The organism is Streptomyces sp. NPDC027663, assembly GCF_055566415.1.
The window spans coordinates 141,141-163,729 of the sequence record NZ_JBVHSK010000007.1 but is presented as its reverse complement, the minus strand read 5'-3'; the positions used below and the strand labels follow the sequence as shown (position 1 = coordinate 163,729).

Genomic DNA, 22,589 nt, shown 5'->3' with positions numbered 1-22,589 from the left:
CACGACGAAGGACAGGAGTCGCTGGGTGACGGGTACGGATGTGCGAAACGAAGCGGATGACTCGGGACCCAGCGGCTATGCGGCGGCCCGGCTGCGCCTCCTCACCGAGGGGGCGCGGTCCGGGCCGCCGCGCCGTGCCGCCCTCGCCGGACTGACCGACGACTGGCTCGCCGGCCTGTTCCGCGCGGCGGCCGGAGAACTGCCCGGTGTCTCGCTCGTCGCCGTCGGCGGCTACGGCCGTGCCGAGCTGTCCCCGCGCAGCGACCTCGACCTCCTGCTGCTGCACGACGGGTCCGCCCCCGGCGCCGTCGCCGGCATCGCCGACCGGCTCTGGTACCCGGTCTGGGACCTCGGCCTCGCCCTCGACCACTCCGTCCGCACCCCCGCCGAGGCCCGCAAGACGGCCGGCGACGACCTGAAGGTCCACCTCGGCCTGCTGGACGCCCGCCACCTCGCCGGCGACTCCACCCTGACCGCCGGCCTGCGCACCGCCGCCCTCGCCGACTGGCGCAACCAGGCCCCGGCACGCCTCCCCGAGCTCCAGGAACTCTGCGCCGAACGCGCTGCCCGCCAGGGCGAGCTGCAGTACCTGCTGGAACCCGACCTCAAGGAGGCCCGCGGCGGTCTCCGCGACGCCACCGCCCTGCGCGCCGTCGCCGCGTCCTGGCTCGCCGACGCCCCCCGCGAGGGTCTGGCCGAGGCCCGCCGCCGCCTGCTCGACGTACGCGACGCCCTCCACCTGGCCACCGGCCGCGCCACCGACCGGCTGGCCCTGCAGGAACAGGACCAGGTGGCCGCCGAGCTGGAACTGCTCGATTCCGACACCCTGCTGCGGCAGGTCTACGAAGCGGCGCGCGTGATCGCGTACGCCAGCGACGTCACCTGGCGCGAAGTGGGGCGCGTACTGCGCTCGCGCGCCGTCCGGCCGCGTCTGCGGAAACTGGCGAGGGAGCGAAGCACCTTCCTCAGAAGGGCGATGGCGGGCGACGGGCCGGGCGGCGGCAAACCCGTCGCCGAGCGCTCCCCGCTCGCCGAGAGCGTGGTCGAGCAGGACGGTGAGGTCGTGCTGGCCCGCACCGCACGCCCCGAACGCGATCCCGTGCTCCCGCTGCGCGCCGCGGCCGCCGCCGCCCAGGCCGGCCTGCCGCTCTCCCTGCACGCCGTACGGCGCATGGCCGCCACCGCCCGCCCCCTGCCCACGCCCTGGCCCGCCGAGGCCCGGGAACAGCTGGTCACCCTGCTCGGCTCGGGCCGTCCCACGGTCGACGTCTGGGAGGCGCTGGAGGCCGAGGGCCTGATCACCCGCCTCCTCCCCGACTGGGAGCGGGTCCGCTGCCGCCCCCAGCGCAACGCCGTCCACCTCTGGACCGTCGACCGGCACCTGATCGAGACCGCCGTCCGCGCCGGCGAATTCACCCGCCGTGTCAGCCGCCCCGACCTGCTCCTCGTCGCCGCCCTGCTGCACGACATCGGCAAGGGCTGGCCCGGCGACCACTCGGTGGCCGGCGAGATCATCGCCAAGGACGTCGCCGCACGGATCGGCTTCGACCACGCCGACGTGGCCGTGCTGGCCACACTGGTCCGCCACCACCTGCTCCTCATCGAGACGGCCACCCGCCGTGACCTCGACGACCCCGCCACCGTCCGCTCGGTCGCCGATGCGGTCGGCAGCCAGAGCACCCTGGAACTGCTGCACGCCCTCACCGAGGCGGACGCCCTCGCGACCGGCCCGGCCGCCTGGTCCTCCTGGCGCGGCTCCCTCGTCACCGACCTCGTACGACGGGTCTCCGCCCTGCTCGCCGGGGACGCCCCCGACGAACCCGAGCCGGCCGCGCCCACGGCCGAGCAGGAGCGTCTCGCCATCGAGGCCTTCCGCACCGGCGGCCCGGTCCTCGCCCTGCGCGCCCAGGCCGAGCCGGCCGCCGGCGAGGAACCGTCCGGCGCCCCGGAACCGCTCGGCGTCGAACTCCTCATCGCCGTACCCGACCAGCCGGCCGTGCTCCCCGCGGTCGCCGGCGTCCTCGCCGTGCACCGGCTCACCGTCCGAACGGCGGAGCTGCGCGCCCTGCGCCTGCCCGGCGACGTGGAGGACGGCTCCGTCCTCCTCCTCAACTGGCGGGTCGCCGCCGAGTACGGCTCGCTGCCGCAGGCGACCCGCCTGCGCGCCGACCTCGTCCGCGCCCTGGACGGTTCCCTGGACATCGCCGCCCGGCTCGCCGAACGCGACGCGGCCTACCCCCGCCGCCGCGGCTGGACCGCCCCGCCGCCCCGCGTCACGGTGGCGCCGGCGGCCTCCCGCCACGCCACGGTGATCGAGGTCCGCACCCAGGACGCCCCGGGCCTGCTGCACCGCATCGGCATGGCCCTGGAGAAGGCGGGCGTACAGGTGCGGAGCATGCATGTGAGCACGCTGGGAGCGAACGCGGTGGATGCGTTCTATGTCACGACGGGAGCGGGGGAGCCGTTGCCCGCCGGGGACGCCGCATCGACCGCCCGGGCCCTGGAGGAGACGCTGCGCGGATGACCTTGCCCCGGTGTCTTCGACGCCGGGATACCCTGGAGGGCGATTCCCTTCCAGACCGTCACCGACCCCGAGGACCGCGAGCGCCGTGTTCGACACTCTCTCCGATCGCCTGTCAGCGACTTTCAAGAACCTGCGCGGCAAGGGACGGCTCTCCGAGGCGGACATCGACGCCACGGCCCGTGAAATCCGTATCGCGCTGCTGGAAGCCGACGTGGCGCTGCCCGTCGTGCGTGCCTTCATCAAGAACGTCAAGGAACGCGCGCTCGGTGCCGAGGTCTCCAAGGCGCTGAACCCGGCCCAGCAGGTCCTCAAGATCGTCAACGAGGAACTGGTCACCATCCTCGGTGGCGAGACCCGGCGCCTGCGGTTCGCCAAGCAGCCGCCCACCGTGATCATGCTGGCCGGCCTCCAGGGTGCCGGTAAGACCACCCTCGCGGGCAAGCTCGGCCACTGGCTCAAGGAGCAGGGCCACTCGCCGCTGCTGGTCGCCGCCGACCTCCAGCGTCCCAACGCCGTCAACCAGCTGAGCGTCGTCGCCGAGCGCGCCGGCGTCGCGGTGTACGCCCCGGAGCCGGGCAACGGCGTCGGCGACCCGGTGAAGGTCGCCAAGGACTCCATCGACCACGCGAAGGCCAAGGTCCACGACATCGTGATCGTGGACACCGCCGGCCGCCTCGGCATCGACGCCGAGATGATGCAGCAGGCCGCGGACATCCGGGACGCGGTCTCGCCCGACGAGATCCTGTTCGTGGTCGACGCCATGATCGGTCAGGACGCCGTCAACACCGCCGAGGCCTTCCGCGACGGCGTCGGCTTCGACGGCGTGGTGCTGTCCAAGCTCGACGGTGACGCCCGCGGTGGTGCCGCCCTGTCGATCCGGCAGATCACCGGCAAGCCGATCATGTTCGCGTCGAACGGCGAGAAGCTGGACGACTTCGACGCGTTCCACCCGGACCGGATGGCCTCCCGCATCCTCGACATGGGTGACCTGCTCACCCTGATCGAGCAGGCGGAGAAGACGTTCAGCCAGGAAGAGGCCCAGAAGATGGCCTCGAAGCTGGCGTCCAAGAAGGGCCAGGACTTCACCCTGGACGACTTCCTGGCCCAGATGGAGCAGGTCAGGAAGATGGGCAGCATCAGCAAGCTGCTCGGCATGCTCCCGGGCATGGGCCAGATCAAGGACCAGATCGCCAACCTGGACGAGCGTGAGGTCGACCGCGTCGGCGCGATCATCAAGTCGATGACCCCGGGCGAGCGCCAGGACCCGACGATCATCAACGGCTCGCGCCGCGCCCGTATCGCCAAGGGTTCCGGTGTGGAGGTCAGTGCGGTCAAGGGGCTTGTGGAGCGGTTCTTCGAGGCCCGCAAGATGATGTCCCGCATGGCCCAGGGCGGCGGCATGCCGGGCATGCCGGGGATCCCGGGCATGGGCGGCGGCCCCGGCCGGCAGAAGAAGCAGCCGAAGAAGGCCAAGGGCAAGCAGCGCTCCGGCAACCCGATGAAGCGCAAGCAGCAGGAGCTGGAGGCGGCCCAGCGCCGCGAGGCCGTCGAGCAGGCCGGTGGCGCCTTCGGCCTGCCGGGCCAGCAGGCCGGTCAGGACTTCGAGCTGCCGGACGAGTTCAAGAAGTTCATGGGCTGACCGCCCGTCGTCCGTGTTCACGGGCCAGGCCCGGTTCACCGGCCCGGCCCGTACGGTTGCAGGGGCGCCCTTCCGGCGGAAGGGCGCCCCTGCGCGTGCCGCCGCCGGACCGGTGTCGTACCGTCCGGGTATGACCAACCCGGCCCCGCCGCGCAAGTCACCGGACCAGCCGTGGCGTACCGAGGGCGCCCCGGAGGAACCGCCGCAGACTCCCGGGGGACGGCGGATACGGGGCGGCTGGTGGCGGTTGATCCTCACCGCGCTGGTCGTGTACCTGATCGCCAACCTGGTGCTCTCCTACTTCGACCAGGCGAACGAACCGACGATCTCGTACACCGAGTTCAGCAAGCAGGTGAACGAGGGCAACGTCGAGAAGATCTACGCCAAGGGCGACTCCATCCAGGGCCAGCTCAAGAAGGAGCGGAAGGATCCGGACGGCGGGGCGCAGTACACCAAGTTCAACACCGAGCGGCCGTCCTTCGCGGATGACGGCCTGTGGACGAACCTGACCAAGCACCACGTCAACGTCACGGCCGAGCCCGTCGTCCAGCACCGCAGCTTTCTCGCCAACCTGCTGCTCTCACTGGCGCCGATCGTGCTGCTGATCGCCGTGTGGGTGTTCATCGCACGGCGGATGAGGGCGGGGCTCGGCGGCGCGGGCGGCATGCTGGGCCGGAAGGCGCCGCCCAAGCCCGTGGAGCTGGTGCCGGGGGAGAAGCGCACCACGTTCGCCGACGTGGCCGGCATCGACGAGGTCGAGGGCGAGCTGAACGACGTCGTCGACTTCCTGAAGAACCCCGACGCCTACCGTCGTATGGGCGCCAAGATGCCGCGCGGCGTGCTGCTCGCGGGGGCGCCCGGCACCGGAAAGACACTGCTCGCGCGGGCGGTCGCCGGGGAGGCGGGGGTGCCGTTCTTCTCGGCGTCCGCCTCGGAGTTCATCGAGATGATCGTGGGCGTGGGCGCGTCCCGGGTGCGGGAGCTGTTCGCGGAGGCCCGCAAGGTCGCGCCGTCGATCATCTTCATCGACGAGATCGACACCATCGGCCGGGCCCGCGGCGGCGGCGCCTCGATGGGCGGCCACGACGAACGCGAGCAGACTCTCAACCAGATCCTGACCGAGATGGACGGCTTCTCGGGCTCGGAGGGCGTCATCGTGATCGCGGCCACCAACCGCGCCGACATCCTCGACCCGGCGCTGACCCGGCCCGGCCGCTTCGACCGGGTGGTCCAGGTCTCGCCGCCGGACCGCAACGGCCGCGAGGCCATCCTGGAGATCCACACCCGTGACATCCCGCTCGCCGACGACGTCGACCTGGCCCAGGTGGCCCGGACGACGCCGGGCATGACGGGCGCGGAGCTGGCGAACCTCGCCAACGAGGCCGCCCTGCTCGCGGTGAAGCGGAAGCAGGAGCGGGTGACCCGGTCCGATCTGTCCGAAGCCCTGGAAAAGGTGCAGCTCGGTGCGGAGCGTCCGCTGGTGATGCCGGAGGAGGAGCGCCGGCGCACGGCGTACCACGAGAGCGGGCACGCCCTGCTGGGCATGCTGCAGCCCGGCGCCGACCCGGTCCGCAAGATCACGATCGTGCCGCGCGGCCGGGCCCTGGGCGTCACCTTGTCGACTCCGGAATCGGACAAGTACGCGTACACCGAGGAGTACCTGCGCGGCCGGATCATCGGCGCCCTCGGCGGAATGGCGGCCGAGCACGTCGTCTACGACGTGATCACCACCGGCTCCGAGAGCGATCTGGAGCAGGTCACCAACATCGCGCGCGGCATGGTGTCCCGCTGGGGCATGAGCGAGGAGGTCGGCCGCCTCTCCGCGCTCCCGAACGACGCCCAGCAGGCGTACGGCCTCGCCGCCGCCCCGCAGACGCTGGACGTCATCGACGGCGAGATGCGGCGGATCGTGGACGAGTGCTACGAGGAGGCGTGCCGCAAACTCCGTGACCACCGCGGCCGGCTCGACGCCCTCGCCCAGGCCCTGCTGGAGAACGAGACGCTGGAGGAGGCGGACGCGTACCGGATCGCCGGGATCACCCGCCTCACCAAGGGCGGCGAGGACCAGGACGGGGGGCACGAGGCAGCAGCGCGCTGACCAGGGCATGCGGGGGAGCGCGCGGGCCAGGGCAGTGGGAGAGCGCGCGGGCCAGGGCATGCGGGAGAGCGCGCGGGCCAGGGCACGTGGTCGGAGCGTGCGGGCCAGGGCACCGGGCTGCGGCGCGCTGACCAGGGCATGAAGCCGAAGCGGGCGGGCCAGGGCACACCGGCTGCAGCGCGCGGGCCACGGCCCGGAGTCGAAGAGGGCGGGCCAGCTGTTCCGTCCTAGGGCACTCGGGCGATGAGATAGCGGAAGACGTTCGGCATCCACACGGTGCCGTCCGGGCGCCGGTACGGGTGCAGGGCTTCCGCCAGCTCCTTGTCGACCTGCTTGGCATCGGTCGCCGTGATCGCCGCGTCGAACAGCCCGGTCGACAGCAGGCCCCGTACGGCGCTGTCGAGATCCGCGTACCCGAACGGGCAGGCGACCCGCCCCGAACCGTCCGGTCCGAGCCCGGCCCGCTGGGCGACCTCCTCCAGGTCGTCCCGCTCGGCGGGCCGCCAGCTGCCCGGGCCGTGCACCGGATCGGCCAGTTTCGTCGCCACCCGCAGCACCGACGAGGTGGCGCAACGCTCGGGTGGGCCCCAGCCGGCCAGCACCACGGCGGCTCCGCGTGCGGCCAGCGGCACCGCGGCGGCGAGGAGTTCGCCGAGCCCCTCGGAGCCACCCGCGAGGCCGCCGATCGGCTCCAAGGCGGTCACCAGGGTGTACCGGGCCTCCGCGCCGGCCGCGTCCGCGGGCGAGCCGCCCACGAGCCGTGGGGCCGTACCCGCGCGCGTGTCGTGCGTGCCGCTTCTGCTCCTGCCGGGCGGGCTGCCCGGCAGCAGCCTCTCGCGGGCCAGGGCGAGCCGCTCGGGGGAGGCGGAGTCGGCACCGGTGATCGCGGCGCCTCTGGCGGCCGCCATCAGCAGGGCGAGCCCGGAGCCGCAGCGCAGGCCCAGCAGCCGGGTGCCGGGGCCCACGTCGAGTCGGTCGTACACGGATTCGTAGAGCGGCACCAGCATCCGCTCCTGGATCTCGGACCAGTCACGCGCGCGTGCGCTCGGGTCCACGCGGGGTACGGAGCCCGCGTGAGACGTGTGCTGCCGCACGAGCGTAGGTGTCATAGGTAAGCGCCCCAATCCGCCGACAGTTCGCCGCTGCGCCCGGTTGTGTGGCCCCCGTGCCGTGCGCGCGCACTTCCCACGTATGCCAGGTAACTCCCGGCTCGCGGTGCCGTCCAGGGGTCGTGGGGCCCGGCTTGGGTCCGTGACGCATGTGTGGCGAGATTTCACGTCCCCGCAATCTGGATGGCCGTACGGTGTCCGCGCCCGCGGGCCGGCCGGTGAGGGGGGCCGGGGCGGCGGGCGGTAACGTCACGGAGGCCGGTGACGCTGATCGGAGTGAGGTCGCGTTGCGAGACGGCCGAAACCCCTCTTGTGCCGCAGCCGGTCACCCCCGCATCAGGGATCACGGGCGGGGCGTAGTGCGGACTACGCACCGGCTTGGTAGGAGCTGTGAGGCTTCTCCGCAGATCAGCGCACCCGCCCTCGTCAGGACGCATCAGTGGCAACTGACGGGTACGTGCAAATTATTTGGGATGCCCCGGAATAGGAACACAGCGGCACCTCCGCTCGTTGTCATTACGTGAGCACGACACAGACACCACCTGTTCTCGCCGCAGAGCTGGCGCAGGCGTGGGCCGATATCCAGCGGTACCACCCCGAGCTGCCGGACCTTGCCGCGCCAGAGTCCCTGATCGGGGAGTCGTCGTCCGCGTGCGGGCACGAACTCTCCTTCGAGCGACTGCTCCATGAGGCAGTCCACGGCATCGCCGCCGCCCGTGGGATCCGCGACACCTCCCGGGCCGGGCGCTACCACAACCGCCGTTTCCTCGCGATCGCCGAGGAGCTGGGCCTGGACCACCCGGAGGAGCCGCACCCGAGCAGCGGTTTCTCGCTGGTCACGCTCAACCCCGAGGCGAAGCGGCGCTACCGCCCGACCATCGAGCGGCTGCAGCGCGCGCTGAAGGCCCACACGGCGGCGACCTCGGCCGACACCTCCCGCACCTTCCGCGGCCCGGCCGCCCGGCACGGCTCCTCCGGCGGCGGCGTCCGTGTCAAGGCGGTGTGCGACTGCGGCCGCAATGTCCGGGTGGTTCCGTCGGTCCTGGCCCAGGCCCCGATCGTGTGCGGCGGCTGCGGCAAGCCGTTCCGGATCCCGGAGGTCGTGGGAGCGGCGGTGAGCTGACCCTGCGACTGCTCGTGGCAGCCGCAGGCAGCTCGCGACCGCGGGCGGCAATTTCACAGCACCGGGCAGTGCACCCGACGTGACCTCACCTCCACGCCGGGTGCCTCCCAGCCATGCCCGGCCGCAGCCGTCGCCCCCTCGGACAGGAGCGACCGCAGGGTGTGGCACAATGGCTAGCTGTACTCGACAGTCGCACAGGACCCCTCTCTCCTCCGGCTGACGCGTCCATCGGGCACTCGGGTACCGCAACCCCACGCGGCGTCTCGCCGTGCCCAACCACGTCAAATCCAGGAGAATCCACTCCCGTGGCAGTCAAGATCAAGCTGAAGCGTCTGGGCAAGATCCGTTCGCCTCACTACCGCATCGTCGTCGCCGACTCCCGCACCCGCCGTGACGGCCGTGCGATCGAGGAGATCGGCAAGTACCACCCGACCTACAACCCGTCGGTCATCGAGGTGGACGCCGACCGCGTCGCGTACTGGCTGGGTGTCGGCGCGCAGCCGACCGAGCCCGTCCTCGCCATCCTGAAGAAGACCGGCGACTGGCAGAAGTTCAAGGGCGAGCCGGCTCCCGCGCCGCTGCTCGTCGCCGAGCCGAAGGCCACGCGTCCGTCGTTCGAGGCTCTCGGCGGCGACGACGAGGGCAAGGGTGAGGCGATCACCCAGAAGAAGAAGGCTGAGAAGAAGGACGAGGCCGCGGCTGAGTCCGACTCGACCGAGGCCTGAGCAGCATGCTCGAAGAGGCGCTTGAGCACCTCGTGAAGGGCATCGTCGACAACCCTGACGATGTGCAGGTCGCCTCGCGCGACCTGCGCCGCGGGCGCGTGCTCGAGGTCCGGGTCCACCCGGACGACCTCGGCAAGGTGATCGGCCGCAACGGCCGCACCGCGCGTGCCCTGCGCACCGTCGTGGGCGCCATCGGCGGCCGTGGTGTCCGCGTCGACCTCGTCGACGTGGACCACGTCCGCTGACGCTTCATCGCAACCGGCTCGGGCCGGGGAGGGCCACTGGGCCGTCCCCGGCCCGCAGTCGTATGGGCGGCATGCCCCGGCAGGACGCCGTGCAGGACATGACAGGAGAATTGGACACGTGCAGCTGGTAGTCGCACGGATCGGCCGCGCCCACGGCATCAAGGGCGAGGTCACCGTCGAGGTACGTACCGACGAGCCCGAGCTGCGGCTCGCCCCGGGCGCCGTCCTGGCCACCGACCCGGCCGCCACCGGGCCGCTCACCATCGCCACCGGCCGCGTGCACAGCGGCCGTCTGCTCCTGCGCTTCGAGGGCGTCCACGACCGCAACGGGGCCGAGGCGCTGCGCAACACCCTCCTCATCGCAGAGGTGGACCCCGAGGAGCTGCCCGAGGGCGAGGACGAGTACTACGACCACCAGCTGATCGACCTCGACGTGGTCACCGACGACGGCACGGAGGTGGGCCGGATCACCGAGATCTCTCACCTGCCCTCGCAGGACCTGTTCATCGTGGAGCGCCCGGACGGCAGCGAGGTGATGATCCCCTTCGTGGAGGAGATCGTCGCCGAGATCGACCTGACGGAGCAGAAGGCGGTCATCACGCCGCCCCCGGGCCTGATCGACGACCGCGCCGAGATCGACTCGACCCGCGACACCGAGGACGAGTCCTGATGCGCCTCGACGTCGTCACGATCTTCCCCGAGTACCTGGAGCCCCTGAACGTCTCCCTCGTCGGCAAGGCACGCGCGCGTGGACAGCTGAACGTCCAGGTGCACGACCTGCGCGCGTGGACGTACGACCGGCACAACACGGTGGACGACACGCCGTACGGCGGCGGCCCGGGCATGGTCATGAAGACCGACCCCTGGGGCGACGCCCTGGACACCGTCCTCGCCGACGGCTACGAGAGCGGCGCCCAGGCCCCCGCGCTGATCGTCCCCACCCCGAGCGGCCGTCCCTTCACCCAGGAACTGGCCGTCGAACTCTCCGAGCGCCCCTGGCTGATCTTCACGCCGGCCCGCTACGAGGGCATCGACCGGCGGGTCGTGGACGAGTACGCCACCCGCATGCCGGTCTACGAGGTGTCCATCGGCGACTACGTCCTCGCCGGCGGCGAGGCGGCCGTCCTGGTCGTCACGGAGGCCGTGGCCCGGCTGCTGCCCGGCGTCCTCGGCAACGCCGAGTCCCACCGTGACGACTCCTTCGCGCCCGGCGCGATGGCCGGCCTCCTCGAAGGCCCCGTCTACACCAAGCCGCCCGTCTGGCGTGGCCGGGACATCCCGGACGTGCTGCTCAGCGGCCACCACGGCAAGATCGCCCGCTGGCGCCGCGACGAGGCCCTGCGGCGTACGACCGCGCACCGGCCCGATCTGATCGAGCGCTGCGAGCCCAAGGCGTTCGACAAGAAGGACCGCGAGATGCTCTCCATCCTCGGCTGGGAACCGGACCCGGAAGGGGAGCCGTACGGCCGATTTTGGCGCCGGGCCGAGGGCATGGAAGAATAGACCGCTGTTGTGCGTCCGTCCGGCGTGCGCCCCTGCCACAGGGGGACACGACGCCCGCCCGAACCGCACCGCAAACCTCTGGAACCCCTAGTTTCCGTTGATGACCTGTGGCATCAGCGAGGAAAGCAGACGAAATGTCTCACCTGCTCGACACCGTCGACGCCGCGTCGCTGCGCAGCGACATCCCGGCCTTCCGCCCGGGTGACACCGTCAACGTCCACGTCCGCGTCATCGAGGGCAACCGCTCCCGTGTGCAGCAGTTCAAGGGCGTTGTGATCCGCCGCCAGGGCGCCGGTGTCCGCGAGACCTTCACGGTCCGCAAGGTCTCGTTCTCCGTCGGCGTCGAGCGCACCTTCCCGGTGCACACCCCGATCGTCGAGAAGATCGAGCTGGTCACCCGTGGTGACGTGCGCCGCGCCAAGCTGTACTACCTCCGTGAGCTGCGCGGCAAGGCCGCGAAGATCAAGGAGAAGCGCGAGAGCTGAGCGCTCTGAAGGAGTCCCACAGCGGGGCGGGATAGCATCCTGCTCCGATGGACACCGAAGCACAGCCGACGAAACGCGACCGCTCCTCCCACCCCGGTACTCCGGGGGCGGAGGGCCGGTCGCGTTTCGCGTTGGTTGCGCGGATCGCCGAGTGGCTCCCGGGCGGCCGGATCACCCTCACCCTCTTCGCCGGCCTGGCCTTCCTGCTGCTCCTCAACACGTTCGCGGTGCAGCCCTTCCAGATTCCGAGCGGATCCATGGAACAGGCATTGAGGATCGGGGACCGCGTTCTCGTAAACAAGTTGGCGTACCGTTTCGGTGCCCAGCCGCGCCGCGGCGACGTGATCGTGTTCGACGGCTCCGGGTACTTCGGGGACGCCGACTACGTCAAGCGTGTGGTCGGGGTGGGGGGAGACCACGTGGTCTGCTGCGACCAGAAGGGAAGGATCGAGGTGAACGGCCGGCCCGTCGACGAGACGGCGTTCCTCTATCCCGGGGACAGTGCCTCCAGCGTGCCCTTCGACGTCGCCGTGCCCGCCGGGCGCCTCTTCGTGCTCGGCGACCACCGCAGTGACTCCAGCGACTCCCGCGACCACCTCGGCTCGCCCGGCGGCGGCATGATCCCCGTCGGCGACGTCATCGGCCGGGCCGACTGGATCATGTGGCCGTACCGCCACTGGACGCATCTGACCCGGCCGTCCGCCTATGCGCGCGTGCCCGACGCACCGGCGGAGGGCGCCCATGGGTAACCGCGGCAAACCGCGCGGGGTGCCCAGCAACCCCGCCGAGAACCTGCTGCCCACCGGGGTCCGCCGCACCTCCGCGCCCGGTGGCGGCCGCACGCGCGCGGAGCGCCGGAAACTGCAGCGCAAGGTCAAGCGCAAGCGCAGGCGATCGGCCGTCCGGGAGATCCCCCTCCTGATCGGTGTCGCGGTCCTCATAGCGCTCGTCCTCAAGACCTTCCTCGTCCAGGCCTTCGTGATCCCGTCCGGATCCATGGAACAGACGATCCGGATCGGCGACCGCGTCCTGGTCGACAAGTTCACCCCGTGGTTCGGCTCCCAGCCGCAGCGTGGCGACGTCGTCGTCTTCCACGACCCGGGCGGCTGGCTCCAGGACGAGCAGACCACCAAGAAGAACGACCCAGTCGTCGTCAAGCAGCTCAAGGAAGGCCTGACCTTCATCGGCCTGCTGCCTTCCGACAACGAGAAGGACCTGATCAAGCGGGTCATCGGGGTCGGCGGCGACCACGTCAAGTGCTGCGACGCCCAGGGCCGCGTCACCGTCAACGGAGTACCGCTCACCGAGGGCGACTACCTCTACCCAGGGGACGTGCCCTCCACCATGCGCTTCGACATCACCGTCCCCAAGGGAAGGCTGTGGGTGATGGGCGACCACCGGGGCAATTCCGCGGACTCCCGCTCCCACCAGGACACCGCCTACGGCGGCACGGTCTCCGTGGACTCGGTGGTCGGCCGGGCCATGGTCATCGGCTGGCCCGTCGGCCACTGGACGCGTCTGGAAGAACCTAAAACCTTTGCAAGCGTCACCGACTCCGTGTCGGGGACGACCGCTGCAGCTCGGCCGTCGCATAGGGTTGCCTACGAGAATCCGAACGGAATGACCCACCTCCCGACCCCTGCGGAACTCCCGCTCGTTATGGGAGTGGTGGGCCTGCACCGTGTACGGGGCAGGCGGCGGCACAGAGTGAGGAGTTGGCGTGGGGGATGTGGCGGTTGGCGCACGGTCGGGACACGACGGCGAGGAGCACCGCGGGCATCCCGTGGAGCCGTCGTCCGTGTCCGCACCGGACGGCGCCATGACCTCCGGGAATGACGCGGCGGCCGGCGGCGAGGGCTCGCCCGCGGGCGAGCAGCGGCCCCGCACCGACGACGCGGGATCGGACGAGGCCGCGTCGCGGCCGAAGAAGCAGCGCTCCTTCTGGAAGGAGCTGCCGATCCTGGTCGGTATCGCGCTGGTCCTGGCGCTGCTGATCAAGACGTTCCTGGTACAGGCGTTCTCGATCCCGTCCGACTCGATGCAGAACACTCTCCAGCAGGGTGACCGCGTCCTGGTGGACAAGCTCACCCCGTGGTTCGGCTCCGAGCCCGAGCGCGGCGAGGTCGTCGTCTTCCACGACCCGGACAACTGGCTGGCGGGTGAGCCCACGCCGACCCCGAACCTGGCGCAGAAGATCCTCAGCAAGATCGGCCTGATGCCGTCCGCGGACGAGAAGGACCTCATCAAGCGTGTGATCGGCGTGGGCGGCGACACGGTCGAGTGCAAGGGCAGCGGCCCGCTGCGGGTCAACGGCAAGGCACTGAACGAGCCGTTCATCTACCCCGGCAACACGCCGTGCACGGTGGACGAACAGGGCGGCCAGTTCAAGGTGAAGGTTCCCAAGGGCTACATCTGGGTCATGGGCGACCACCGTCAGAACTCCCGTGACTCCCGCTACAACCAGTCGGACAAGCACCACGGCATGGTCCCCGTCGACGAGGTCGTCGGCCGCGCGATCGTCAAGGCCTGGCCGATCAACCGCTGGGGTACCCTCCCGGTCCCGGACACCTTCGACCAGCCCGGCCTCGGCCGGCAGTCCTCCGCTGCCGCGTCCCTGACCGTGGCCCCGCAGGGCATGGCCGTCGCCGCGGTGCTGCCCGTCATGGTGTGGCGGCGCGGCCGGAAGAACCGGCTGGACTCCACGGCCGTGCGGAAGACGTCCGCCGGGCAGAGCTGACGCCGACCGTGCGGAACGAGGGCCGTCGGGCAGTGGTGACGCCGACCGTACGGGACGAGGGCCGCCGGGCAGTGGTGACGCTTGTGGTGACGTCGGCGATGCGGAAGTCGTCTGTGGCTCAGTGACGCTGCCGGTGGGCGGTCCCGCCCGGTTGGGGCTGCCGAGGCGGCCGTGGGCCGTGGCTGGCCGTAGGCCGTGGCCCGGTCCGCCCCCGGTGACCTCCCGTCGGAAAAGGGGGGCTGCCCCTGGTCGGTACCGCCGGGTAGGGTGCGGGTCCATGGGTGGCGAGAGCATGACGCGTACGGCCCCGCAGGGCGGCGGCACCGGTACGGCACGGGCCGGCGGCGGGCGGACCGGGCAGCGGCTGTCCGGGGTGGCCGTGGCGCTCGGCCTGGTGCTGTTCCTCGGCGGATTCGCGTGGGCGGCCCTGGTCTACCGGCCGTACACCGTGCCCACCAGCTCCATGACCCCCACCATCGACGCCGGCGACCGGGTGCTGGCACAGCGCGTCGACGGCGACGAGGTGCGCCGCGGTGACGTGGTCGTCTTCGAGGACAAGAGCTGGGTCACCGGCGCCAAGGTGGTCAAGCGGGTGGTCGCCGTCGGCGGAGACACCGTCGCCTGCTGCACGAACGGCAAGCTGACCGTCAACGGCAAGGAGATCGACGAGCCGTACCTGCCCAAGGGCAGTCTGGCCGAGATCAAGAACTTCCCGAAGGTGACCGTGCCCGAGGGCCGGCTGTTCCTCCTGGGCGACGAACGCCAGGGCTCCCTGGACTCCACCGCCCACCTCACGGACGCGGCACAGGGCACCGTCTCCCGCAACGCCGTCTCCGCTCGCGTGGACGCCGTCGTCTGGCCCTGGAACGGCATGCTCCAGCGCCCCTCCGGCTTCGAGGCGCTCGGTGCGCTCTCCCAGCCCGGTCCGCTGCGCACGATCGAGCTGCTGGTCGTCGCCGGCGCCGTCCTGGTCCTGGGCGGCGGGGCCTACGGGCCGATCGCGGCGAGGATGAGCCGCTCCCGCGCCCGAGGGGCCCGCCCGGAGGCGGCCGGTGCCCGCTGAGACCCGGCGGCCGACCGAGGAGACGTACGAGCCTTCGCGCCCGGCTGGCGAGGCCTACGAGCCTTCGCGCCCGGCCGGGGAGGCCTACGAGGGCGAGAGCGGCCTGCGCAAGGTGGCCCGGGTGGTGCTCCTCGACCCCCAGGACCGCATCCTCCTGCTGCACGGCCACGAGCCCGACGATCCGGCCGACGACTGGTGGTTCACGCCCGGCGGCGGTGTGGAGGGCACCGAGACGCGCGAGGAGGCCGCGCTGCGGGAACTCGCGGAGGAGACCGGCATCACCGAGGTCGCTCTCGGTCCCGTGCTCTGGCGGCGCCGCTGCTCGTTCCCGTTCGCGGGCCGCCGCTGGGACCAGGACGAGTGGTACTACCTGGCCCGTACGGCCCAGACGGTCACCGCGCCGACGGGGCTGACGGAACTGGAGCGGCGCAGTGTCGCCGGAGCGCGCTGGTGGACGTGTCAGGAACTGACCCGGGCACATGAGACGGTGTATCCGACCAGACTCGCCGAGCTGCTGCGCACGCTGCTCGTCGAAGGTCCCCCGGCCAGCCCCGTGACCCTCGACACGGAAATCGTCTGAGGGATCCCCGGACTGGCGCACAATGGTGGGATCGCACGGCTGAAGGGGAACATGCCATGAGCGCCGAGGACCTCGAGAAGTACGAGACCGAGATGGAGCTGAAGCTCTACCGGGAGTACCGAGATGTCGTCGGTCTGTTCAAATACGTGATCGAGACCGAGCGGCGCTTCTACCTCACCAATGACTACGAGATGCAGGTGCACTCGGTTCAGGGCGAGGTGTTCTTCGAGGTCAGCATGGCCGACGCTTGGGTCTGGGACATGTACCGACCGGCACGCTTCGTCAAGCAGGTCCGCGTCCTCACGTTCAAGGACGTGAACATCGAGGAGCTGAACAAGAGCGACCTGGAGCTGCCGGGCGGCTGATGACCTGCGGTTTCGTCAGGTGTCGCCCGCTCGGGTGAGGGAGTTTTCCACAACCGCCGAGTAGTCCCCAAAGATCAACTTCGGGGGACGGGATGCGTGACGGTTGGCGCCGGAGGTGGTGCCGACATGAACGCACGAGAAGCAATCGGCAAGTACGGCGAGGACCTGGCCGCCCGGCGGCTCGCCGAGGCCGGCATGACGATCCTGCAGCGCAACTGGCGCTGCGGACGGTCCGGCGAGATCGACATCGTGGCGCGCGACGGAGACGCGCTCGTCGTCTGCGAGGTGAAGACCCGCCGGGGCGGGAACTACCAGCACCCGATGGCCGCGGTGACCCCCGAGAAGGCCGCCAGGCTGCGCTCCCTCGCCGAACACTGGATCCAGGCCCACGGCGGAGCCCCGCCGGGCGGCGTCCGCATCGACCTGATCGGCGTCCTCCTGCCCGGCCGGGGTGCCCCGTCCGTCGAACACGCGCGGGGGGTGGCCTGAGTGGGATTCGCCCGTACGTGCTCGGTGGCCCTGGTCGGCGTCGAGGGGGTGGTCGTCGAGGTCCAGGCCGACCTCGAACCCGGCGTCGCCGCCTTCGCCCTGGTCGGCCTGCCGGACAAGAGCCTGACGGAGAGCCGTGACCGGGTTCGGGCGGCGGTGGTGAACTCGGGTGCGGCCTGGCCGTCCAAGAAGCTCACGGTGGGGCTCAGCCCCGCGTCCGTCCCCAAGAGCGGCAGCGGCTTCGACCTCGCGGTCGCCGCGGCCGTCCTCGGCGCGGCCGAGCGGATCGACCCCCGCGTGCTCGCCGACATCGTCATGATCGGCGAGCTCGGCCTGGACGGCCGGGTACGACCGGTCCGGGGCATCCTGCCGGCGGTCCTCGCCGCGGCGGACGCAGGATACGAGCAGGTGGTCGTACCCGAGTGCGCGGTGCCCGAGGCCTCCCTTGTGCCGGGCGTGTCCGTGCTCGGCGTACGCAGCCTGCGCCAGCTGATCGCCGTCCTCACCGACGAACCGGTGCCCGACGAGGAGCCCGTGCCCGGGGACGTCCGCCCGGACCCCTTCCTCGCGGGACTGGCCCTGCCCGGGACGGGTCTCGGCACGGGAGCCCTCGGTGGTGCACACGCCCCCGACCTGGCCGATGTCGCAGGCCAGCAGACGGCGCGTGCGGCGCTGGAGGTCGCCGCGGCCGGCCGCCACCACGTCTTCTTCAAGGGCCCACCCGGCGCCGGCAAGACGATGCTCGCCGAACGCCTGCCCAGGCTGCTGCCCGAGCTGAACCGGGCCGAGTCCCTGGAGGTCACGGCGGTCCACTCGGTGGCCGGCATGCTCCCGCCCGGCCACCCCCTGGTCGACACGCCGCCGTACTGCGCCCCTCACCACTCGGCCACGATGGCCTCCCTCGTAGGCGGCGGGAACGGCCTGCCCCGACCCGGCGCGGTGTCCCTGGCTCACCACGGGGTTCTGTTCCTGGACGAGGCCAAGGAGTCGGACTTACGCCGGGAGGAGCAAGGTACACCATCGGCCCAACAGGTGCGCGAGGCATTTGACCTCTGCGCCGCTCAGAGGCCGCAGTGCGGCCCGCGTGGCAGCAAGGTGCGTTGCCGGTCGCCCCCTGCTGTGATCGGCCGCCAGGCGCCCCCACAGCGCCATGCCGCGGCACTTCATGCAAGTACGTGCATACCCACGTTCATGCATGGACGGCCGAAGGTGACCCTCGTACCGTCGTGTCCAACGGTCCAACCGGGGCCGTGAACCAGGGGGTTTCGCATGGCGCGCGAGGAGCTGACTCGGCTTACCGGAAACGGAAACGGCGAGTGCGGTGAAGACGACTGCCCGAACGTGTACCGCACGGATCGGGGGACGTTCGTTGTGCAGGGCGACGTATCCGAAGCCTTCACTCCGCCGCAGGGGGAAGGGCTTGTGGAGATTCACGAGAGCGTCCTTCGGGAGGCGATTCGTGCTCTTGGATGGTGACGAGTGGCGGGCAACGCTTCGGGAATTCCGGTCGGAAGCATGGCGACTGGAGACCCTGCCCCAATACCTCGTACCGCAGGAGTCCAGCGAACTCGAAGCCTTCCGCTGCGGTAAGCGAGTCGACCCGCATACTTACTCGTCCGCATACACGGAAGACCTGAAGCGGCTACGTGGTGAAGGGAAGCGCAAGGGGCGGGTGCACATCGTGACTCGGCCGCTGTCCGAGTACCTGCAATTCGAGTTCTCCCGGTACTACGCCCCGCACGTACTTGCCGGGGAAGACATTCGAATCCTCGATGTGACGAACCGAGAGAATCCATTGCCGGACGTTCAGGACTTCTGGATGTTCGACCGCTCGACGATCGTTCTCATGCACTACGAGGACGACGGAACACAGATCAGTCGCGAACTGTACGAGGGCGAGCCGGCCGACTTCATCGAGTACCAACGAATCGCCGTCGCCGAGTCGGTCCCGTTCTTGGAGTACGTGAAGGAGTGACGTTCGAAGCCGAGCAGCTCGGCGAGTCCGGCACGGAACTTGCTTCGCTGCTTCGAGACCTACGCAAGCGAGCCGGTCTCTCCGGGGATCGGCTCGCAGCGCGCTGCAACATGTCTCAGTCCAAGGTGAGCCGGATCGAGAACGGCAAGACAAAGCCATCGCTCGTCGACGTCGAGCAGATCCTGAGAGCCCTCGAAGCTCCCCCGGAACTTGTCGCCGAAGTTTCCGCGCTCGCCAGGCTGGCCAACACTGAATGGCGGAACCTTCGAGAGCTTCGCCGCAAGGGACTCGGCACACGACAGGCGGAATTGAAGGCGCTCGAAGCGTCCTCGGCTCACATGCGCTACTTGCTACTTTCGATGGTTACCGGCCTACTTGCCACGCCGGAATACGTACGGGCAAGCCTCGCCCACTCCCCGGCAGATACCAGTAAAGCGGTGGCAGGAAAGCTGGAACGGCAAGCCGTTCTCTACGACGTCTCGAAGCGGTTCACATTCATCCTGACCGAGCAGGCGATTCGCTGGCCGGTCGTTACGCCGTTGGCATTGGCCGAGCAGATGGACCGATTGTCTTCCCTGTCCTACCTCCCGAATGTGCGCATCGGAGTGATTCCCGTTGGGGCGACAACCCCCACAACTCCGCTGAACACCTTCACGATTTACGACAGTTCCTTGGTCACCATCGAAACCTCGGCGGGAAGTGTCGTACTGCGCGATGGGCGAGACATTCAGAGCTACTTGAAGGAATTTGCGGGATACGAGGAATGCGCACTGTTCGGGGAGGAGCTTCGGGAAAGGCTCGCCGAATGGTCGGCCGCATGTCGCTCATGATCTTCAGTCCACAACGCGACTGAAGTGCGAACCGATGCACGTTCCACGGGATCATCCTTCGGCAGACATGAAGTCGCGGGGAGGTCGCACGGATGAGCGCTACGCGGACGACAGAGACGGGACCGGTACACCTGCCACTCCCGCTCCCGGAGCCGGAACCCGTGGCGAGCTGCCGCGATTGCCTTCACATCGCTGTGACCCGAACCAACGCCAGATCGGTCGGGGACTACTCGAAGGCGTCCGATGCGAACGTGGTTCTCCGGACCCACCTACGGGAAAGGCATGGGGCCGAGTGATGGACATGCATACGTGGCGAGACAGCCGAGCGCGGGCCACCGATGCGGCCGAGGCACTTCGGGCGGCACTCGCCGCCCTCGGCGTCCCCGAAAGCGTCTGGGGGACCATGCGCCCCATGGTCACCCACAACGGTAGGGCGTACGTGCACGTAGGCATGGTGCGAGCTGATGTGGTCGAGCAGATGGCCGAGGCCATGAAGACGCCGGAGAGTGTTCAGTGACTCGCGCCGTCTTGCGCTACGTGAAGCACCGGATCACACAGCAGCCGGACACTGACGTCACCTTCGAGGCCGAGTGCACGACGTGCGAATGGAAGGCGACGCCTTCCGCCGATGGCGCTGCGGTCGACGTCGAGTGCATGAGCCACACCGGCCGAACGGGACACGCGACGTTCCGGCGCTTGTGCACGTCGCTCGCTCTCGTCGCGCGAGCCGAGTAACGCGCAGACTCCGGCACGTCTCGGGACGGCGAGGAAGGCCGAGGCGTGCCGGTTGAGACAGCCCCTGTCGGTCGTTCCCCCATGACTGGCAGGGGCTCCGCGCGTCCTCGGCCGGCTGCGAGGGCTCGACGCTGACCGGGTGCAACCGGGGAGGGGTGGCCCATGACCCCCTGAGCCGAGCTTTCCGCACCGCCACGTCTTACCGCCTGCTTTTGCGCCACGGTTTCAGGGTCGTCGCAGGCCAGGGTCACCGCCCCATGGCACCCAGGACGCTTTTCAGTCCAAGCCAGACAAGCGATGCGGTTCCCACCGTCATCATCACTCTGTTGGTGAAGCGATGTGGATCGGGTTGTGTTGCGGCCGTGCCTTCTCGGACTGAAACGTCAACCAGTGGCGCTTGAACGCATCGAACTTCCGCCCTGGGGCCGTCCACGAGGAAGGTGGCGCGAGTCACCTGCTTGCGAGCCAGGAGCGTCGGCGGAATCAGGACAACATGAGGTGAGGTCGTGTCAATACCGACAGCCGGGACAACTGCCCCCGAGGGAGACGACGTCACTCCAAGTACGCCGACCACGTCGGCGCCAAGATCAAACTTCAGGGCTTCGCCGCCATGGAAGTGCGTGCCAGTGATGTCGTGCCGCCCAGTGTTCCGGATTTCCAGTTCGACAATGCGGGGGCGGCTGACTGGTGTCCCGTGGTGTGTCACCTGCAGCGCCCCCGTCTGGTTGTGGGAGGCAATGAACAGGGACGCATTTGTGCGTGTGCTGTAGTCGAGACGTCGCTTCGGGTTCGAGGCTCGCGTGGTCGCAAAGGCCCCCAGCACGCCAACAGCCACTGCAACGATCGTCGTGATGACGAACTGCCACCACGAGCCGGATTCCCACCAGTCCCCCGCCAACGTGTCCATGGCCGGAAGCTACATGACGGCTGTGGCCTCGCCGCAACTCCAGAGCAATCTCAGCTTGGCCGGAGAGTGTGAACACGCGGTTCAGGCCGAGTCTTCCTCGTCCGTGAACGACTCGGGCTCGTAGCGCTTCATGGCCTCGCGGCGCTCCTTCTCGAACTGAGCTTGGATCATCTCAGGAGTGATCCCCCGCTGCCTCGCCAGAGGGTCAAACACCCTCTCGGTCAACCGCTCATCCGTCTGGGTGAACAGTCGGCAGTCCGCCTTGAGGTCCGCGCACAACTTGGCCCTACTCGACTCGCCGACCATCTCTTGGATGCGCTCGCGCCAGAAGTGGTGAACCAGGAAGTTGCGCCGCTTCAGGCTGCTGGTCAGGTCGTCCACTACTTCCGGGTAGGCGCTCACGTACGGCTCGGCACGCTTGATGAGCTTGCCCATCATGTCCTTGAACCCCTGCGTCCATGGGTCGCGGATGAGCCGTTCCCCCTGCTCCTCCGCCGTGATGATCCTGGCCATGGCGAGGGTGTTGACGAGGGTGTGTTCGAGGACGTTGGCCTTGAAGATGGCCAGCCCGAAGAGGGCGTACACGGTCTTGTGGTCCGTGTCGTTGTCGTACTCGTCGTCCGGCTCGGGCTCCGGATCCTCGCGCCAGGTCGGCTCATGCCTGACCACGTACAGTCCATCCATGCCCTCCAGTGTGCTGGCTTGACGAAACAACTCGTACCGAATTTCGGGCACTTGGTCATCGGCTCAAGCGCCCATCGCCTCGACGATCACTCCGCCCAGGGGCAGACCTGTACGGCGCTGCGCCTGCCACGCGTCGAACTTGCGATGGCATGACTTCGCCAGCGGCGCGTAGTGCTCTGGGGCGACGGAGTACAGACAGCCGGTGTCGTCGATCTTCGCCGCCGGGTCCGTGCCGAGGTACGCCCAGTCAGCGGCCTGCCGGCCGCAGCCACAAGCGCACTTCCACTCGGCAGCCTTGCCGTGCTCGCGCGTCACACGGTTGTGTGCCCCGATGTACGACACGCCGTCACCCTTCCAGTTGTGCGAGGAGTGGGAGCGCAACGGCTTGTCGGCCTGCGGATCGCCGTGCACACGGACACGCTGTCCGTGCGCCAAGCAGAGGCCGCGCACACGGTGCGGACGGCCGCACGACTCGATGCCGCACAGCCTGTGTCCGTCGGCGGCGATGATCGGGGAGTAGGTGGTCACTGTGTAAGTCCTCCTTGTGATGAGGCGCCCTGTCGGGCGCCGCTTGGGCAGAGCTGCAACGGCAAGGTGAAGTCGCTTGCCGTGAGGGTCTTCGGGAAGGGGGGCGCGGTAGCGCCCCCAATGAGCAGGGGGGCATGCGTCAGGGCGCCCGTAGGGCGTCACAGAGCAGAGCTGCAAGACGTCTTCGGAAGGGGCCGGGCGGGAGCCCGGCCACAGCGCAGAGCTACTTGCTGCCTGCTCTCGCC

The 22,589-nt window shown here is 69.8% G+C and carries 25 protein-coding genes and 1 pseudogene; 22 read left to right on the top strand and 4 right to left on the bottom strand.

Going from position 1 to position 22,589, the window contains the following annotated elements:
- Positions 1 to 25 precede the first annotated feature (25 nt).
- The 3 genes from ACZ4SF_RS20750 to ftsH all read left to right on the top strand — a co-directional run bounded on the left by ACZ4SF_RS20750 (position 26) and on the right by ftsH (position 6,261).
- Positions 26 to 2,524 carry a [protein-PII] uridylyltransferase gene (locus ACZ4SF_RS20750; RefSeq protein WP_468386368.1) on the top strand — a complete coding sequence of 833 codons (2,499 nt, stop codon included), beginning with the start codon at positions 26 to 28 and terminating at the stop codon, positions 2,522 to 2,524.
- A gap of 85 nt (positions 2,525 to 2,609) precedes the next feature.
- Entirely contained in the window at positions 2,610 to 4,163 is a 1,554-nt protein-coding gene (ffh, locus tag ACZ4SF_RS20745) for a signal recognition particle protein (protein ID WP_468386366.1), read from the top strand.
- A 130-nt stretch (positions 4,164 to 4,293) separates the two neighbouring features.
- Positions 4,294 to 6,261 carry an ATP-dependent zinc metalloprotease FtsH gene (ftsH, locus tag ACZ4SF_RS20740; RefSeq protein WP_468386363.1) on the top strand — a complete coding sequence of 656 codons (1,968 nt, stop codon included), beginning with the start codon at positions 4,294 to 4,296 and terminating at the stop codon, positions 6,259 to 6,261.
- 227 nt (positions 6,262 to 6,488) lie between these two features.
- On the opposite strand, the gene ACZ4SF_RS20735 is transcribed toward ftsH, so the two are convergent.
- A complete protein-coding gene (locus tag ACZ4SF_RS20735) occupies positions 6,489 to 7,370 on the bottom strand; it encodes a class I SAM-dependent methyltransferase (protein WP_468386360.1) in 882 nt (293 codons plus the stop codon).
- A 520-nt stretch (positions 7,371 to 7,890) separates the two neighbouring features.
- Between ACZ4SF_RS20735 and ACZ4SF_RS20730 the strand changes: the two genes are divergently transcribed.
- From ACZ4SF_RS20730 to ACZ4SF_RS20640, 19 genes and pseudogenes are all read left to right on the top strand, one after another.
- The gene (locus ACZ4SF_RS20730) at positions 7,891 to 8,493 is read left to right on the top strand and encodes a hypothetical protein (RefSeq protein WP_468386357.1); all 603 of its coding nucleotides are present in this window, start codon (positions 7,891 to 7,893) and stop codon (positions 8,491 to 8,493) included.
- A gap of 305 nt (positions 8,494 to 8,798) precedes the next feature.
- The gene (gene rpsP, locus ACZ4SF_RS20725; RefSeq protein ID WP_468386353.1) at positions 8,799 to 9,218 is read left to right on the top strand and encodes a 30S ribosomal protein S16; all 420 of its coding nucleotides are present in this window, start codon (positions 8,799 to 8,801) and stop codon (positions 9,216 to 9,218) included.
- A 5-nt stretch (positions 9,219 to 9,223) separates the two neighbouring features.
- The gene (locus ACZ4SF_RS20720) at positions 9,224 to 9,463 is read left to right on the top strand and encodes an RNA-binding protein (protein ID WP_005479813.1); all 240 of its coding nucleotides are present in this window, start codon (positions 9,224 to 9,226) and stop codon (positions 9,461 to 9,463) included.
- A gap of 118 nt (positions 9,464 to 9,581) precedes the next feature.
- Positions 9,582 to 10,133, top strand: coding sequence for a ribosome maturation factor RimM (rimM, locus tag ACZ4SF_RS20715; protein WP_468386350.1), 552 nt, complete (start codon positions 9,582 to 9,584; stop codon positions 10,131 to 10,133).
- Positions 10,133 to 10,966, top strand: coding sequence for a tRNA (guanosine(37)-N1)-methyltransferase TrmD (trmD, locus tag ACZ4SF_RS20710; protein ID WP_468386347.1), 834 nt, complete (start codon positions 10,133 to 10,135; stop codon positions 10,964 to 10,966). Before rimM ends, trmD begins: the two co-directional genes overlap by 1 nt.
- Before the next feature lie 134 nt (positions 10,967 to 11,100).
- The gene (gene rplS / locus ACZ4SF_RS20705) at positions 11,101 to 11,451 is read left to right on the top strand and encodes a 50S ribosomal protein L19 (RefSeq protein WP_077798892.1); all 351 of its coding nucleotides are present in this window, start codon (positions 11,101 to 11,103) and stop codon (positions 11,449 to 11,451) included.
- 47 nt (positions 11,452 to 11,498) lie between these two features.
- On the top strand, positions 11,499 to 12,200 hold the full coding sequence (lepB, locus tag ACZ4SF_RS20700) for a signal peptidase I (RefSeq protein ID WP_468386344.1): 702 nt from the start codon (positions 11,499 to 11,501) through the stop codon (positions 12,198 to 12,200).
- Positions 12,193 to 13,287, top strand: a complete 1,095-nt coding sequence (gene lepB / locus ACZ4SF_RS20695; RefSeq protein WP_468386342.1) for a signal peptidase I — start codon at positions 12,193 to 12,195, stop codon at positions 13,285 to 13,287. Before lepB (ACZ4SF_RS20700) ends, lepB (ACZ4SF_RS20695) begins: the two co-directional genes overlap by 8 nt.
- Positions 13,172 to 14,188, top strand: coding sequence for a signal peptidase I (gene lepB, locus ACZ4SF_RS20690; protein WP_468386340.1), 1,017 nt, complete (start codon positions 13,172 to 13,174; stop codon positions 14,186 to 14,188). Before lepB (ACZ4SF_RS20695) ends, lepB (ACZ4SF_RS20690) begins: the two co-directional genes overlap by 116 nt.
- A gap of 277 nt (positions 14,189 to 14,465) precedes the next feature.
- Positions 14,466 to 15,251, top strand: coding sequence for a signal peptidase I (gene lepB, locus ACZ4SF_RS20685; protein ID WP_468386337.1), 786 nt, complete (start codon positions 14,466 to 14,468; stop codon positions 15,249 to 15,251).
- Positions 15,252 to 15,354: 103 nt separating this feature from the next.
- Positions 15,355 to 15,831 (top strand): NUDIX hydrolase, encoded by a 477-nt coding sequence (locus ACZ4SF_RS20680; RefSeq protein ID WP_468386810.1) that lies wholly within the window; start codon positions 15,355 to 15,357, stop codon positions 15,829 to 15,831.
- 56 nt (positions 15,832 to 15,887) lie between these two features.
- Positions 15,888 to 16,196, top strand: a complete 309-nt coding sequence (locus ACZ4SF_RS20675; protein ID WP_003965949.1) for a DUF2469 domain-containing protein — start codon at positions 15,888 to 15,890, stop codon at positions 16,194 to 16,196.
- Positions 16,197 to 16,322: 126 nt separating this feature from the next.
- Positions 16,323 to 16,685: a YraN family protein gene (locus tag ACZ4SF_RS20670; protein WP_468386335.1), complete on the top strand. Its 363-nt coding sequence runs from the start codon at positions 16,323 to 16,325 to the stop codon at positions 16,683 to 16,685.
- Positions 16,686 to 17,672: pseudogene (locus ACZ4SF_RS20665) on the top strand (ATP-binding protein); the annotation flags it as partial. It lies immediately after the preceding gene.
- Positions 17,673 to 17,954: 282 nt separating this feature from the next.
- Complete coding sequence (locus tag ACZ4SF_RS20660) at positions 17,955 to 18,161, top strand: hypothetical protein (protein ID WP_468386333.1); 207 nt, start codon at positions 17,955 to 17,957, stop codon at positions 18,159 to 18,161.
- Entirely contained in the window at positions 18,145 to 18,660 is a 516-nt protein-coding gene (locus tag ACZ4SF_RS20655) for a DUF6879 family protein (protein ID WP_468386331.1), read from the top strand. Before ACZ4SF_RS20660 ends, ACZ4SF_RS20655 begins: the two co-directional genes overlap by 17 nt.
- Complete coding sequence (locus ACZ4SF_RS20650; RefSeq protein WP_468386329.1) at positions 18,657 to 19,490, top strand: helix-turn-helix domain-containing protein; 834 nt, start codon at positions 18,657 to 18,659, stop codon at positions 19,488 to 19,490. Before ACZ4SF_RS20655 ends, ACZ4SF_RS20650 begins: the two co-directional genes overlap by 4 nt.
- Positions 19,491 to 19,791: 301 nt before the next feature.
- Entirely contained in the window at positions 19,792 to 20,007 is a 216-nt protein-coding gene (locus ACZ4SF_RS20645; RefSeq protein WP_468386327.1) for a hypothetical protein, read from the top strand.
- Positions 20,004 to 20,225: a DUF7848 domain-containing protein gene (locus ACZ4SF_RS20640; protein ID WP_468386325.1), complete on the top strand. Its 222-nt coding sequence runs from the start codon at positions 20,004 to 20,006 to the stop codon at positions 20,223 to 20,225. Before ACZ4SF_RS20645 ends, ACZ4SF_RS20640 begins: the two co-directional genes overlap by 4 nt.
- 247 nt (positions 20,226 to 20,472) lie before the next feature.
- Here the strand turns inward: ACZ4SF_RS20640 and ACZ4SF_RS20635 are convergent, their stop codons facing one another.
- From ACZ4SF_RS20635 to ACZ4SF_RS20625, 3 genes are all read right to left on the bottom strand, one after another.
- Positions 20,473 to 21,132, bottom strand: coding sequence for a hypothetical protein (locus ACZ4SF_RS20635; protein WP_468386322.1), 660 nt, complete (start codon positions 21,130 to 21,132; stop codon positions 20,473 to 20,475).
- Positions 21,133 to 21,213: 81 nt separating this feature from the next.
- Positions 21,214 to 21,816: a hypothetical protein gene (locus ACZ4SF_RS20630; protein WP_468386320.1), complete on the bottom strand. Its 603-nt coding sequence runs from the start codon at positions 21,814 to 21,816 to the stop codon at positions 21,214 to 21,216.
- Between the two features lie 63 nt (positions 21,817 to 21,879).
- Positions 21,880 to 22,344 carry a hypothetical protein gene (locus tag ACZ4SF_RS20625; protein WP_468386317.1) on the bottom strand — a complete coding sequence of 155 codons (465 nt, stop codon included), beginning with the start codon at positions 22,342 to 22,344 and terminating at the stop codon, positions 21,880 to 21,882.
- Positions 22,345 to 22,589: the final 245 nt, after the last annotated feature.